We start from the raw sequence: 13,717 nt of genomic DNA on the forward strand, positions 1-13,717 counted from the left end.
CAGCCGCTGCTCGCCACCCCTGCTTAGGCAGGCGTCGAGCCGCGGCCGAAGTGCGGTGGAGCATCAACCGGTAAAGCGCAGGTGTAGAAGACCACCCGCTTGGCTTGAGGATTGCCTGCCCCGACCCGGCGATATTTCTCCAACAGGTCGTCGATCTGAGTGCGCAGAGCAGCTAACTGTTCATCGGTGACCAACACGAGTCGGTCATCAAGGCCAGCGGCGTCCTGCCAGTGTGGCGGCCATTCGGAGGCATCGGAGATCCACGCCTGGGTGCGTTCTGCGAGGTGCTGCACATAATCCCTGGCCAACCATTCAGCGGCAGCCTCATCAGAATCGTCAGCATCATCGAAATCCACAGTGTGCTGATGGGAGCTGGCCACCCAGACGCGTTCACGGCCGCGGCCAGTGCCACTGTCCTCAATAAGACCAATCTCTGCTAAACGCCGCAGGTGGTAGCTGGTGACACCGGTGTTGGTATCGAGTCGACGGGCGAGGTCGGCGGCAGTGCCCGGTCCCAGGGTGCGCAATTCGGCGAGTAAGCGAGAGCGCCACGGGTGGGCCAACAGTCGAAGCGCAGCCCGGTCGACGGGATAAGCGCCGGAGTCCCCTGGGGGTGGATGGGGCGGATCTACGGTCATGAATCCCAGGGTATTGTGCATAAAATCTGTGCACAATACCGCTGCATCTAGGGGGCTGATGGCGGTGGTCGCGGATTTCTGTGCAGGTCACGCGCCGTACCTCGCGGATTGGGTGGGGGTGCCTCCAGCCCGGTATTCTGGTGATTCGTTGTGCATCGGCGACCGCTGGGTCGTCGCGGATGCGCCACCGATCATCGGTCGCAGCTCCTGCATGACCACTCCGCTGAGCAATCACGAGAGAAAGCAAGGCTCTTCCGTGCGTACCTACACCCCCAAGCCGGGCGACGTCCAGCGCGCGTGGCATGTTATTGATGCCACCGACGTGGTCCTGGGTCGTCTCGCCTCGCAGGCCGCCACCCTGCTGCGCGGCAAGCACAAGCCCACTTTCGCCCCGCACGTCGACACGGGCGACTTCGTCATCATCATCAACGCCGACAAGGTGGCCCTGACCGGCTCGAAGCTGGAGCAGAAGAAGGCCTACCGTCACTCGGGCTACCCGGGCGGTCTGCGCGCCACCAGCTACACCCAGCTCATGGCTTCCGCGCCGGAGAAGGCCGTCGAGAAGGCCATCCGCGGGATGCTTCCGAAGAACTCCCTGGCTCGCCAGCAGCTGAGCAAGCTCAAGGTGTACGCCGGCTCCACCCACCCCCACCAGGCCCAGAAGCCGGTGCCCTTCGAGATCTCGCAGGTCGCGCAGTAATCGGCCGCGCGCTGACCTGACGCCAAGCACACGAGGAGAACCGTGTCCGACATCACCACCGAGCTCGAGCTCGACGAGCCCGCGCTGACTGAATACACCACTGAGTCCGACGCTGACGCTGAGGCTCCCGCCCGTCGCGCGTCCGCTTCCGCCCCCGGCGCCGCCACCGGCCGCCGCAAGCAGGCCATCGCCCGCGTCCGGATCGTTCCGGGCACCGGCGAGTGGAAGATCAACGGGCGTAGCCTCGAAGAGTACTTCCCGAACAAGGTCCACCAGCAGATCGTCAACGAGCCGCTGAAGATCCTGGAACTGGACGGTGCCTACGACGTGCTCGTGCGCGTCCACGGCGGTGGCCCCTCCGGCCAGGCCGGTGCTGTCCGCCTGGGCGTGGCCCGCAGCCTCAACGGGGTCGACCCTGAGCTGAACCGCCCGGCGCTGAAGAAGGCTGGCTTCCTGACTCGGGACGCTCGCGTCCCCGAGCGCAAGAAGGCCGGTCTTAAGAAGGCCCGCAAGGCGCCTCAGTACTCCAAGCGCTGATCCCAGCGCCGGATCGACGCTACCTGCGTCGCCCCAGCGACGGCCCGTCGTGTCCTGCACCCAGGACACGACGGGCCGTCGACCTATGCCCGAGAAATCCCTCGGTACATTCAGAGCGTGGACGACGCATCACCCGTCCGCCACCGACTATGCCCGAGCGGGGCATCAGGTCATCAACGCCCACGGTGACTACCTTTACATCATCCTCACTGGTGAAGGCATCGGCACCGGGCCAACAAAGACTCCTGAGGCGGTCGCGACGAGGTGGACGCCTCACCGGCGATACCTGATCAGCCCGCGCCATCCGGGCAAACCCAGGTCACGAAACACTGCCCAGATCCCCGCGCTGAGCAGGAGACCCGCGAGATAGATCCAGCCGACCCAGGAAACGAGACTCAGCGCCAGCGCGACGCTCAAGCCGAGACATCCGTAAGAGAGCCACCACCACAACGCGGACCATTCCGGGGGTGAGGGCAACGGCTGTTGTCGCCAGACCACCAGCGCCAACTGGATGCTGCCTACTGTGAGGATCACCACCGGTGCGAGGACCACCCACGGGACCCGGTCTGCACCGACATTCGCACGGGCGGCAGCGACGAGCAGCGATGCCGCTGCGGCGGCGTACAGCGGGATGGACGCGAGTAACTTCTGCACGTCTGGGTTGTCGGTGTCCATGGATCTGTGGAGCGCCGCCAACGCCGAGCGCGGTAGGGCAGGACGTGGTGCGGTCATCAGTTGACTTCCTTGGAGTAGAGCGTCACCGGAGTGGAGTGTCACCGACGTACCTGATCCACGGTGAAGAAACCGTTGATCGTCGCCAACTCGTGGTCATAGTGCCTCAATGTGGGGTCACCATCGGTGACGAACCGTTGGCGACTCCATCCGCTGGCCATCCGTTGCTCCCGGGGCACTCCGGTGACCCAGGTTGCCGCCCCAGCAAACCCGTTGGTGACGGTGACCTGGTGTTGTTTCGCCCCGGTCGGGATGAGGACATATGACGTGGACCCGTCAGTGATGTCGAGGTCGGTGGTGAGGCGTTGCGCCTGAGGGGCACTGCCCCACGGTTCGGCCAGGGTCGACCCTTTCTTTGACCAGGTCGCCTCGACCTGACGGGTGGTAGGTGCCGCTTCACCGACACGTACCTGCACACTATGCGTGTCACTCCAGGTCGCGTCGAGGTCATCGCGAGTTTCTTTCGCGGTCCAGGTGTGCGTCGACCGGTGCGACAGGTCCCGTCGTACGGTCGTGGTGACCCGACCGGCAGCAGTGTCGACCCACCCGGTAGCTTCGAAATGGTTCTTCCCTTGCACTGTCACTGACCCGGGCTGATCCTTGGTGCCGGTCGCGGAGGTGTCGACGGTGGCGGTGCCATCCCTGGTGGAGGCCAACCCGGCGCGGGTCGGGGCCTGCGAGGCGCTCGTCCACAGGTGTAGCGCTGGCGCGAGAGTCCACCCCTCGCCATCGTGCGGGATCCCCGCCACCCGGATCCGCACCTCGTGGGCGACACCGTCGTTGAGGAGCCCCACGAAGGGGGTGAGGTCATAGCGCAGCGACGCGATGGAAAACGCTCGCGGCGCCGGAATCGCATACCACAGGAAGGGATTGGACCAGCCACCGGTGTAGATATACGGGTACGGCGCAGCCACCCCAGCTAGCCGTCCGTCGATGAGAATGTCCACCTCACGCCACGGGGACCCATCGGCGCAGGAATATCCCGTCGACGCGGGCGCCGACAGATCCCAGAACTCCTCGCATCCGCCACCGGAACCGGTCGCGTAGACCTCCGCTTCGACCCGTTCCAGGTTGCGGGGGAGCCCCGCCTTGCCCACCAGATCTGCGCCGTCCCGGCGGATCTGCGACAGTGGCGTCACCATCGACGCTGTCGATGCTGCCGGATGGGACTGATCAGCCTGATAGAAGTCCAGGGTCACTGTGATGTCGAAGACACCCGTGTAGGTGTCATTGACGGTATTGCCCAGATACATCGCGCTTTGACCGCGCTGTCGCAGTGCTGGCATCAGGGACGTGACGTCTTTTTCCACATGCCAACCGATTCCAGAAGGGCTGGGCTCCGGAGTGGACAAGGTCATCACCCGCACCCCGTTGACGTCGATCCACCCCAACCGGTCGTACTGGCGACCAGCTACCCGTCCGTCCAGACGCAAAACGACCTTGTGCCACCCGGTGCCACAGTCTGACGGTGGGCTGTAGTCGGCGCGGTGCACATCCCAGTCCCGGAACTGGTGGGACACCAGCTGGACTGAGCAGCGTTTCGTCTCAGGCGTCGGCACTGGCGGCTCGGCGGTACGAGGGTCATCGTGGACGGCAATGAAGGCCGCTGGTGGGTGCGTAGTGACTGGGCCGGAGCTGCCTGGGCTGCGGGTCGCTCGCACCGGTCGGTCAGCAGTGTCCGAGAGATCAGCGCTAGTGCGCTGGTCCTGATCGGCGCTCGCAGGTAAGGCTGAGGCGGAAGGTGTGGCCCCTATCAATGTCATGAGGAGGGCCGTGGTCACCAGGGGAAGGGAGGCCTTCATGGGGAAAAATCTAGCGAGGGAAAGAACGGCTGGGGGAGTGAGTAACAAGTGATGTATGTCGCGTCGGAGGCGACTGCTCATTCAGCCATGACGTTGTGGTCCAGGGCGATGCAGAAGCGGCTCGTGTGCCGATGTGGATGGCCACTGTAGTGATCTTGGCGTGGCAGGCTAAAAGTATCGCAGCAGCGCGAAATCGTTGGCCTGCCACGCTTTTCAGCGACAGATCAGGTGTGAGGGCACCAGGGATGATCTGGGGGAGCAATGGCTGACGTTCGCCCCGAGCAAAAAACGATCGCTGGAAAATAAAGCAGATAATTCCATGGCCGAAAAATGCAGGCCAGGGAGTGGTGCCCCGCCCGCGGCGGTGGCCTGGATCTCAGGAATGTCACATGCGGATTGTCTTGGCATCAGAATGGATAGGATCTTCTTGATAAACACAGATCTATGATGAACGCTGGACGAGAAGATTGGCGAACGATTTTTTGACCAGGGGATTCAGCAGTGGAAGTGGCGATCGCCGTCGCCATCGCCGTCGAGACCGATGGTCAGCGTCACCGGCTCGGGGAGGACTCGTAGGTCCGGTCGCAGCGGCGGACCAGGGCCGGTCAGGGGGGTCTTGATGGTCTCGGCGCGATTGCCGTTTTCCTGCGGACGGATGTACGGCGTTTGCAGGTCAGTCAGACACCGGCGATGTGGCGCATCTGATCAGCGTGTTGGCAAGGGTGTTTCGCCGGAGAGGCAGAGCATGAGTTATGCACGGATCATGGCTGCTGCCGTGGTGTGGGCTGTGGCGATGTGCACTCTGAGTGCTGTTTTAAGGCACTCAGAGTGCGATTCGCGAGGTGCGCACCGCCCGTTGCCCCGCACCTCGAGGAACAATCGATACACGCATGTCACCAACGGTGACATGAATACATCGGTCGCTGTGAGCTCATGGAATGAGACGACTCGCAACTCTCAGGAAAGCGGCCGGTGCGATACCACTCACGCAGCAGGACTCGACCCTGAGACAGCTCGGGGAGCTGACCGGTGGGGTTGTCGAGATTTTTTGCACGCGGGGGGCTGGACTCCTTCCGATCCTGGCTGACCTGACCGGCATCTCACAGCCCATGGCGGAGATGCGACCAAGGCCACCTCCTCATAAAAACACGGCTATCACTGTGTGAGTATCCAAGTTGCCTCAACCCTGGAAGGGAAACTCTTGGCGGTCTCGGCAACTTTGCCCGAATTGAGTTATGCCGACTTGATTGATAGCCCTGAACGTCACAGAAACCCGCGTGAATACTGCCTTCAGTATGGCGCGACCGCGTCGGGCCTGAAGGAGAAATAGGATACTCACGTCGCGTGAAGGTATTCTGGGCTGTCTTGTCGTATCAACTGTGCTTAGTTGAGATTAGCTGGGAGGCTCTTTGCCTCAGGCAACAACTTCCGGGGGTAAAAATGGGTGGATTCTTTGTGGATGCGGGGTTCGTGGTCAAGGCGGTGACGGAGGCTGAGGTTGGCGTGTTGGTGGAAGACCCTCGGCACCCATCAGCAATGGACTTCCTCCCATTGGGGTCGTTAATGGAGATACGGCCACAATGACTGTTCGCGTGCACGCCAACGATAGGTCTCACTTTCATCGCGGCCAGCATGGCATCGCCAGCAAAGCGGCTGACAATGCCAGCGGCCGGTTTCACGAACTTGGTGGGGCTCACTCCTGCAACACGCATGGGGTCGTTGAACGCACGGTCACGTGGAATATTCACGATCCAGCTCCGGCGGCGGTCAATATCAGCCCAGAGGCCGATCACCGTGGACGTGGGGACCGCGTCGACAGAGGGCCGTTGTGGCCGAATAACAGCCCTAGAAATCAGTATGAGACCGGGAAAGCAAGGTTGCCATGAATCGCGTTCGTACCATTGTCGCTGTGATGTCGAGTGTGATGGTGGGTTTGGCGCTTGCCGGGTGGGCGGTGGTTTCGTTGGGTCTACCTAGTGGGAGCGCGACAGGATCCCCCGCAGGATCGAAGTCACACCAGGGGAACTGAGGGCAGCACGAGTCAGCAGCGGTTGGTGCCGGAGCGTCCGGTGAGTCATGACTTGGCGGCGCTGCGGGGGATGTGGCCAAAGGCGCCGGATGCTACGGCGGTGCTGTGGACACACGGTGGTATCACGTGGGATAGCCGTGGGCCTGCGGTGCCAGGACCGACCAACTATGTCCTGCAAGCTGTGTTGACCCTGTCGGCCGACGATGCTGCCCACCTGCGCACCACGACGCTGAAGCCGATGGTCACGCTACCCAAGTCCCTGCCCTGGCTCACCGAAGAGGTGCGCGTTGCCGCTCCGGCCGGCGCCTACTCCGGTAGCAGCTTGCTTGACGCGTCATTGGAAGCGCCAAGCGCCTACGGCCCTGGGGCATGCCTTCATGACCAGTTGCCGATCCTCGTCGTGACCATGGTCAGCAGTCAGCCTTTCCCGGCCTGATTTTCCCCCGGGGGTTCGATCGCGTGCTGCCTGTATTCGCTGACGGTCAGGGTGATACTGACGACGTACGTCGGTCCCGGCTTGATCATGTACTCGTCAGCCAACGCCGACGCTAAGGACGAATTTCCCTGGTCGGCAGCGTGATCCGATGATTCAGTCAGACGATCGCTATACTCCGTGGGGTCGTACCGGCGGCGCATGTCGACAGACCGCGCTGGGGGCGATCAGACGAGCGTCGCTCGGGGGTATTCCACAAGACGGGAGACATGACGCATGGCATCAGCGCGTCTTTTCGGCACGGACGGTGTCCGCGGCCTGGCCAATAAGGACCTCACAGCGGAGCTGGCTCTGGACCTGTCGGTCGCGGCCGCACGGGCGTTGGGAGGCCGTGGCGCCTACGGAGGTCACCGCGCAGTGGCCGTCGTGGGGCGAGACACCCGCGCTTCCGGGGAGTTCCTCGGAGCGGCGGTCTGCGCAGGTTTCGCCTCCGCTGGCGTGGATGTCCTCGACGCCGGGGTGCTCCCGACGCCGGCGATCGCCTACCTCACCGCTCGGATGAGCGCGTCGATGGGCGCAGTGCTGTCGGCGTCGCACAACGCGATGCCGGACAACGGGATCAAGTTCCTCGGCAAGGGCGGTCACAAACTCAGTGACGCCACCGAAGACCTCATCAGTTCACACATGGGCGGACCGTGGAGTGAACGTCCACTGGGCGCTGGGGTGGGCCGTATCCGGCCATTCCCGCAAGGCCGCGACTTCTACATCGAGCATTTACTGGATTGCGTGCCCACCCGGTTGGACGGTTTACATGTCGTGGTCGATGCCGCGCACGGAGCTGCTAGCTGGGTCGGCCCGGAAGTGTTTGAACGGGCAGGCGCCACCGTCGACGTCATCGGCACCTCACCTGACGGGCTCAACATCAACGACGGTTACGGCTCCACCCACCTGGACAAGCTTCAAGAAGCCGTGGTCGCCCGCGGCGCTGACTTGGGCTTTGCCTGGGATGGCGACGCAGACCGCTGTCTCGCGGTGGATGCGGAGGGACGCATCGTTGACGGCGACCAGATCATGGCGATCATCGCGTTGTCCTTGCGAGACCAGGGCCGACTGCACGACGACACGTTAGTGGTCACCGTGATGAGCAACCTGGGTTTGTTGCAGGCGATGGAGCGTGAAGGCGTGGTGACCCGGCAGACCGCTGTGGGCGACCGCTATGTCCTTGAGGACATGCGCGCCGGTGGATATTCGCTCGGTGGAGAACAATCCGGCCACGTGATTATGTCGGAGTACGGCACCACCGGTGACGGAGTGCTGACCGCGTTGGCGATCGCTGCCCGAGTGGTGGAATCGGGGCGGGCACTCTCCGAGCTGTCAGCTGTGATGACCCGGCTGCCGCAGGTGTTGATCAATGTCAAGGGAGTCGACAAAGACCGGGTCGACGGTGACGAGGTCGTCCAAGAAACCGTTGCGGCGATCACCGCGGAATTTGGTGCTCAAGGACGGGTGCTGCTGCGCAAGTCCGGGACCGAACCGCTGGTACGGGTCATGGTTGAAGCCGACACTCAGGAGCGCGCCGAAGAAGCAGCGCAGCGCCTAGCTGATGTCGTCCGGGACCGTCTCGCCTTGTAACACGGCGACGTACGTCGTACGAACATTGGCCGGGCTCACCGCTGAGAGGTGAGCCCGGCCGATGCCACGCTTGGACACGCGCCGCTCCGCCCAGGGAGAAGCGCTGACTCAGGTCAGATCGCCAATGGATTCGACGATGCTGGCGCGCCCGTTGGCCAGGGCGTAGGTCAGGCCCACGATCGCGCATCGACCTTCCGCGACAGCGGTATTGATGACCTGGGATCGTTCGTGGATCAGGTGGATGGTCTGCCGCACATGTTCTGCTTCGACCTCGTCAGTGCTGCGGGCACCCGCTGCACGGGCAGCGATCACGCTGGGTGTGACCCGTTCGATGATGTCGCGGATATAGCCGCGAGGCATCGTGGCGTGTTGATAGTGCTGGATCGCTGCTTTGATCGCCCCACAGGAATCATGGCCGAGGACCACGATGAGCGGCACCGCCAAGACATCCGTGGCGAACTCCATAGATCCCAGGACGCCGTCACCGACGATGTGCCCGGCAGTGCGCACCACAAATAGGTCGCCTAAGCCTTGGTCGAAGACCACTTCAGCGGCCACCCGGGAATCAGCGCACCCAAAAAACGTCGTAAAGGGCGCTTGTCCAGAAGCCAGCTGATCGCGGCGAGAGGTGTCCTGATTGGGGTGAGCCGGGGTGCCGGCGACAAACCGGTCATTACCAGCTCGCAACTCGGCCCATGCTTGAGCCGGGGTGGTGGGACGCGGCCCACCGTGGATGGCGCTCGTGCTGCTCATGGGGGGTCATCCTTCCGGAGTCGGCACTGGGCGGCGGAAATCGTCACTGGATCGATGCCACGACTGCGGGTCCCGTCGGCCCGACCCGAGGAGAAGGATCGGGCCGACGGCGAGGGTCATTGAGGACCGGTGTTACTGGGTGGGGCGGGTGGTGATGGTCTGCTGGATGGCTTTGGGACCGACAGTAGCGAAGAAATCGTTGCCCTTGTCGTCGACGATGATGAACGCCGGGAAGTCCTTGACCTCAATCTTCCAGACGGCCTCCATACCAAGCTCGGGGTATTCCAACACCTCAACCTTGGTGATGCAGTCTTGCGCGAGCCGCGCCGCCGGGCCGCCAATCGAGCCGAGATAGAAACCACCGTGCGCGGCGCAGGCGTCCGTGACCTGCTTGCTGCGGTTGCCCTTAGCCAACATGATCTTGGAACCGCCCGCTGCCTGGAATGCGTCGACGTACGAATCCATCCGTCCCGCGGTCGTCGGTCCAAACGAGCCCGACGCCATACCTTCGGGGGTTTTGGCGGGGCCTGCGTAGTAGACCGGGTGGTCCTTCAAGTACTGCGGCATCTCCTCGCCGGCGTCGAGACGTTCCTTGATCTTCGCGTGGGCGATGTCACGCGCCACCACGAGAGTCCCCGTCAACGACACCCGGGTCTTGATCGGGTGCTGAGTCAGCTCAGCGAGGATGTCATCCATCGGCTGGGACAGATCAATCTGGACGACCTCAGCAGCCGCGTCCTGACTGCCGTGGTCACCGCCGAGGTCCTGGTGGCTGACCTCAGGGAGATACTGCGCCGGGTCGAACTCCAACTGCTCGATGAACACGCCTTCTGGGGTGATCTTGCCCAGGCATTGCCGGTCGGCCGAGCAGGACACGGCAATCGCCACCGGCAAGGAAGCACCATGCCGGGGCAGACGCACGACGCGCACGTCATGGCAGAAGTACTTGCCACCGAACTGCGCGCCGATGCCCAGCTTGCGGGTCAGCTCGTGGACTTTCTCTTCCATCTCCAGGTCACGGAAACCACGACCAGTGGCGCCATTACCGGTGGTGGGGAGACTGTCGAGATATTTCGCGCTCGCATACTTCGCGGTTTTCAGCGCAAATTCGGCGCTGGTCCCGCCGATGACAATCGACAGGTGGTACGGCGGGCACGCAGCCGTCCCCAGCGAGGCAATCTTCTCCTCCAGGAACGTCATCATGGAGGTCGGGTTCAAGATGGCTTTAGTTTCCTGGAACAGGTAGGACTTGTTGGCGCTGCCGCCGCCCTTAGCCATGAACAAAAACTTGTACGTCGTCTCGTGGCCCGGGAGAGTGTCGGCGTACAGCTCGATCTGCGCTGGCAGGTTGGACCCGGTGTTTTTTTCCTCAAACATGCTGACCGGCGCATTTTGGGAGTAGCGCAGGTTGAGCTTCGTGTAGGCGTTGTAGACGCCGCGGCTCAGCGGTTCCTCATCCACCCCGGCGGAGAGCACATGCTGTCCGCGCTTGCCCATGATGATCGCGGTGCCGGTGTCCTGACACATCGGCAACACGCCGCCCGCAGAGATGTTGGCATTCTTGAGCAGGTCGAGGGCGACGAACTTGTCGTTGTTGGACGCCTCAGGGTCATCGAGGATCTTCTTGAGTTGCCCCAGGTGGGCGGGGCGCAGGTAGTGGGCGATGTCGTGCATCGCGGTTTCCGCGAGCAGGGTCAACGCCTCGGGATCGACCTGCAGGAAGCTGCGGCCGTCCGGACCGTCGACCGTGCGGACACCGTCACTGGACAGCTTCCGGTACGGCGTGGGGTCCTCGCCGAGCGGCAGCAGGTCCTCGTATGCGAATTCGGCCATGAACTTCTCTCCTTAGCCCGTCAACCCTTGCCTGGCTCGTGCCCGGAGTCATCGGATCCCGCCGGGGCGGGGCCAGCGGCCGGGCACAGCTGACCGGCCGCGTCCTGGCCTGGTCGGGCCTCAAGGGGCAGCCGCATCGCCTCTCAGCGTAGGGCGGTCACGCGGTCAGGGCCACGGCCGTCGGTCCTGGAGAGGCGGATCGGTGCGAACAGGTGACCATGGTCACGGGTCACGTCGGGGAACCCGATGCACACCTGGACCGGGGCGGCCAGGTCAGGGATAGGTATGCTCAGAGATGCACCATCACAAGCTGGATATTCCTGCGCGGCAAGGTCGCTCGCATCGATGGCGACGGTTCTTCCGGTGCAGGGGGAGAGCTGAGGAACGATGGCGGGCACGAGAACGAGCACACGGGCATTCGCAGCGACCATGGTCGGGGCAGCTGCCCTGGGGATGCTGCCCAGTTGTGGGTCTCCCCAAGAAGATACGACCAGACCCACTCAGCTGACCTGGTATATCAACCCGGATAACGGTGGCAACGACCCCAGCAAATCCGGTCAAGCCCACCTCGCCCAGACCTGTTCACAGGCCTCCGGGGGGAGCTACACCATCACCACGCAGCTATTGCCTAACAGCGCCAGCGATCAACGCCAACAGTTGCTCCGGCGGCTGGCGGCCAGCGATGCCGGCGTGGACATCATGTCCCTCGACACGGTCTTCGTCGCTGAATTCGCGCAAGCTGACTTCCTGGACGCAGTCCCCGTCGATCGTCGTCAGGCATTCACCGATGATGTGGTCGCTCCCGCAGTGGAATCAGCGACCTGGAAAGACACGCTGTACGCCGCCCCGTTTTGGGCCAATACTCAGCTGCTCTGGTATCGCAAATCAGTCGCAGCACAGGCTGGTCTCGACATGACCAAGCCCGTCACCTGGGACCAGATCATTGACGCGGCCACCTCACAACGAAAAACGGTTGGCGTGCAAGCCAAGCCCTACGAGGGGTACACCGTGTGGATCAATGCCCTGACTGAATCCGCGGGCGGACACCTGGTGACCAATCCGGGTGCGTCAGCCGATGACCTCAACCTGGGCCTCACAGATCAGGCCGGTCGACGTGCCGCACACATCATCAACCGTATCGCCGACAGTGGAGTCGGCGGGCCAGCGTTGAGTTCCTCAGACGAGAACACCACCGTGGACCTGTTTGCAGGCGCGACGTCCGGATTCATGGTGCAGTGGCCTTATGTGTGGGCCGCGTTGCCGTTGAAGGGCGTCGATATGGCTGATGTTGGCTACGCCCGTTACCCGCAGATCGACCAAGGGCGTCAGTCCCGACCCCCCCTCGGTGGGATCCAGCTCGCTGTCAACTCGCGCAGCCGGGCAAAGGGGGCTGCCTGGGACGCCGTACGGTGCCTTACCGATGCCGCGCAACAGAAGACCTACATGCTCGGTGCGGGCAATCCCGCTGCTCGCAAATCGGTGTACGACGACGCGCAAGTCCGCGACGCTTTCCCGATGGCCCCACTCATCAAAGAGTCGCTCGACAGTGGCGCCGCGCGGCCATCCTCACAGTTCTACGGAGATATCTCCGGTGGGCTGTACAAGAGCTTTAGCCCACCTCACGACGTTGACCCCAGCACCACCCCGCAGGATGCCCAGCGATTCATCCGCTCAGTGGTCCGAGGGGAGGCGCTGCTATGAGCGCCACGATCGAAGCACCAGCACCCGCGCCGAACATGCCGACCGGGCTGTCCGCGCGAGCTCGAGGAGAGCGGAGACTGGGCTGGGCCTTGGCCGGACCAGCGTTTGCCGTGATGCTGCTGGTCACTGCCTACCCCATCGGGCAAGCCATCTGGAACGGATTTTTCAGCTACCGACTCACTGACCCCGGTGCCCGCGAGTTCGTGGGACTTGCCAACTACGCCACGATCCTCCTGGACAGCTTGTTCTGGCTCGCGGTGGGCAATACCGCCCTCATCACGGTGGTCACTGTCGTCGTCGAGCTATTCCTCGGTGGAGGAATAGCCATGCTGATGCAGCGTGTGGTCTGGCCTCGACACACCCTGCGCACTATCGTGCTCATCCCTTACTCGATCATCACAGTCGTCTCCGCCTTTGCCTGGTTCTACGGCTTCCACGTCAGTACCGGATTTGTCAACCACTGGTTTGGTCTCGGAGAGTTTGACTGGTTTGGGCAATGGTGGAGCTCCATGACCGTCATCAGCCTGTCCGAGATCTGGAAAACCACGCCATTCATGTCATTGCTGCTGCTCTCCGGCTTAGCTAATATCGACGGCTCCCTCGAAGAAGCCGCGATCGTCGACGGCGCGACTTTCTGGCAGCGACTCACCCGGGTCATCGTGCCCAACATGAAAGCTGCCGTGATGGTGGCCGTGTTGTTCCGCACCTTGGACGCCTTCCGGATCTTCGACAATGTCTTCGTGATGACCCAAGGCGGACAACACACCACGACGTTCTCCGTGCTGGCCTACGACCAGACCATCAACCGAGTCCAGATTGGCTTGGGCTCAGCGGTCTCGGTCCTGCTCTTCCTATCGGTCCTGGCGATCGCTGCGATCTTCGTCCGAGCGTTCAAGGTCGATCTCACCAGCGGAAGGAGCTGACCGG

Annotated in this window: 12 protein-coding genes; 6 read left to right on the top strand and 6 right to left on the bottom strand. The window is 63.0% G+C overall.

All coding sequences use genetic code 11. From position 1 onward, the window contains the following. Nucleotides 1-23 precede the first annotated feature (23 nt). Together KEM60_RS09990 and KEM60_RS16555 are read right to left on the bottom strand one after the other, a co-directional pair. Nucleotides 24-638, bottom strand: a complete 615-nt coding sequence (locus KEM60_RS09990; protein ID WP_219107375.1) for a helix-turn-helix domain-containing protein — start codon at nt 636-638, stop codon at nt 24-26. Between the two features lie 87 nt (nt 639-725). Continuing rightward, the gene (locus tag KEM60_RS16555; RefSeq protein WP_255574475.1) at nt 726-851 is read right to left on the bottom strand and encodes a hypothetical protein; all 126 of its coding nucleotides are present in this window, start codon (nt 849-851) and stop codon (nt 726-728) included. 43 nt (nt 852-894) lie between these two features. On the opposite strand from KEM60_RS16555, the gene rplM reads away from it, so the two are divergent. Continuing rightward, nucleotides 895-1,338 (top strand): 50S ribosomal protein L13, encoded by a 444-nt coding sequence (gene rplM / locus KEM60_RS09995; RefSeq protein WP_219107376.1) that lies wholly within the window; start codon nt 895-897, stop codon nt 1,336-1,338. A 42-nt stretch (nt 1,339-1,380) separates the two neighbouring features. Next, nucleotides 1,381-1,875, top strand: a complete 495-nt coding sequence (gene rpsI, locus KEM60_RS10000) for a 30S ribosomal protein S9 (protein WP_219107377.1) — start codon at nt 1,381-1,383, stop codon at nt 1,873-1,875. A 273-nt stretch (nt 1,876-2,148) separates the two neighbouring features. Here rpsI and KEM60_RS10005 read toward each other — a convergent pair whose 3' ends face one another. Further along, nucleotides 2,149-2,607, bottom strand: coding sequence for a hypothetical protein (locus KEM60_RS10005; protein WP_219107379.1), 459 nt, complete (start codon nt 2,605-2,607; stop codon nt 2,149-2,151). Between the two features lie 41 nt (nt 2,608-2,648). After that, nucleotides 2,649-4,409 (bottom strand): peptide-N4-asparagine amidase, encoded by a 1,761-nt coding sequence (locus tag KEM60_RS10010; RefSeq protein WP_219107380.1) that lies wholly within the window; start codon nt 4,407-4,409, stop codon nt 2,649-2,651. 2,069 nt (nt 4,410-6,478) lie between these two features. On the opposite strand from KEM60_RS10010, the gene KEM60_RS10020 reads away from it, so the two are divergent. Continuing rightward, nucleotides 6,479-6,874 (top strand): hypothetical protein, encoded by a 396-nt coding sequence (locus KEM60_RS10020; RefSeq protein WP_219107382.1) that lies wholly within the window; start codon nt 6,479-6,481, stop codon nt 6,872-6,874. A gap of 273 nt (nt 6,875-7,147) precedes the next feature. Next, nucleotides 7,148-8,503: a phosphoglucosamine mutase gene (gene glmM / locus KEM60_RS10025; protein WP_219107384.1), complete on the top strand. Its 1,356-nt coding sequence runs from the start codon at nt 7,148-7,150 to the stop codon at nt 8,501-8,503. Between the two features lie 108 nt (nt 8,504-8,611). Here glmM and KEM60_RS10030 read toward each other — a convergent pair whose 3' ends face one another. Further along, nucleotides 8,612-9,256, bottom strand: coding sequence for a carbonic anhydrase (locus KEM60_RS10030; protein WP_219107386.1), 645 nt, complete (start codon nt 9,254-9,256; stop codon nt 8,612-8,614). Between the two features lie 132 nt (nt 9,257-9,388). Beyond that, a complete protein-coding gene (locus KEM60_RS10035; protein ID WP_219107388.1) occupies nt 9,389-11,089 on the bottom strand; it encodes a fumarate hydratase in 1,701 nt (566 codons plus the stop codon). A 387-nt stretch (nt 11,090-11,476) separates the two neighbouring features. On the opposite strand from KEM60_RS10035, the gene KEM60_RS10040 reads away from it, so the two are divergent. Continuing rightward, a complete protein-coding gene (locus KEM60_RS10040; RefSeq protein WP_255574476.1) occupies nt 11,477-12,790 on the top strand; it encodes an extracellular solute-binding protein in 1,314 nt (437 codons plus the stop codon). Continuing rightward, a complete protein-coding gene (locus tag KEM60_RS10045; RefSeq protein ID WP_219107389.1) occupies nt 12,787-13,713 on the top strand; it encodes a carbohydrate ABC transporter permease in 927 nt (308 codons plus the stop codon). Before KEM60_RS10040 ends, KEM60_RS10045 begins: the two co-directional genes overlap by 4 nt. The last annotated feature ends 4 nt before the right edge of the window (nt 13,714-13,717 follow it).

This window comes from Austwickia sp. TVS 96-490-7B (genome assembly GCF_019331795.1).
GTDB lineage: Bacteria > Actinomycetota > Actinomycetes > Actinomycetales > Dermatophilaceae > Austwickia.

Coding starts and splice junctions, on each gene's coding strand:
- KEM60_RS09990 (WP_219107375.1), bottom strand. CDS start 638: ATGACCGTAGATCCGCCCCATCCACCCCCAGGGGACTCCGGCGCTTAT.
- KEM60_RS16555 (WP_255574475.1), bottom strand. CDS start 851: ATGCAGGAGCTGCGACCGATGATCGGTGGCGCATCCGCGACGACCCAG.
- KEM60_RS10005 (WP_219107379.1), bottom strand. CDS start 2,607: ATGACCGCACCACGTCCTGCCCTACCGCGCTCGGCGTTGGCGGCGCTC.
- KEM60_RS10010 (WP_219107380.1), bottom strand. CDS start 4,409: ATGAAGGCCTCCCTTCCCCTGGTGACCACGGCCCTCCTCATGACATTG.
- glmM (WP_219107384.1), top strand. CDS start 7,148: ATGGCATCAGCGCGTCTTTTCGGCACGGACGGTGTCCGCGGCCTGGCC.
- KEM60_RS10030 (WP_219107386.1), bottom strand. CDS start 9,256: ATGAGCAGCACGAGCGCCATCCACGGTGGGCCGCGTCCCACCACCCCG.
- KEM60_RS10035 (WP_219107388.1), bottom strand. CDS start 11,089: ATGGCCGAATTCGCATACGAGGACCTGCTGCCGCTCGGCGAGGACCCC.
- KEM60_RS10040 (WP_255574476.1), top strand. CDS start 11,477: ATGGCGGGCACGAGAACGAGCACACGGGCATTCGCAGCGACCATGGTC.
- KEM60_RS10045 (WP_219107389.1), top strand. CDS start 12,787: ATGAGCGCCACGATCGAAGCACCAGCACCCGCGCCGAACATGCCGACC.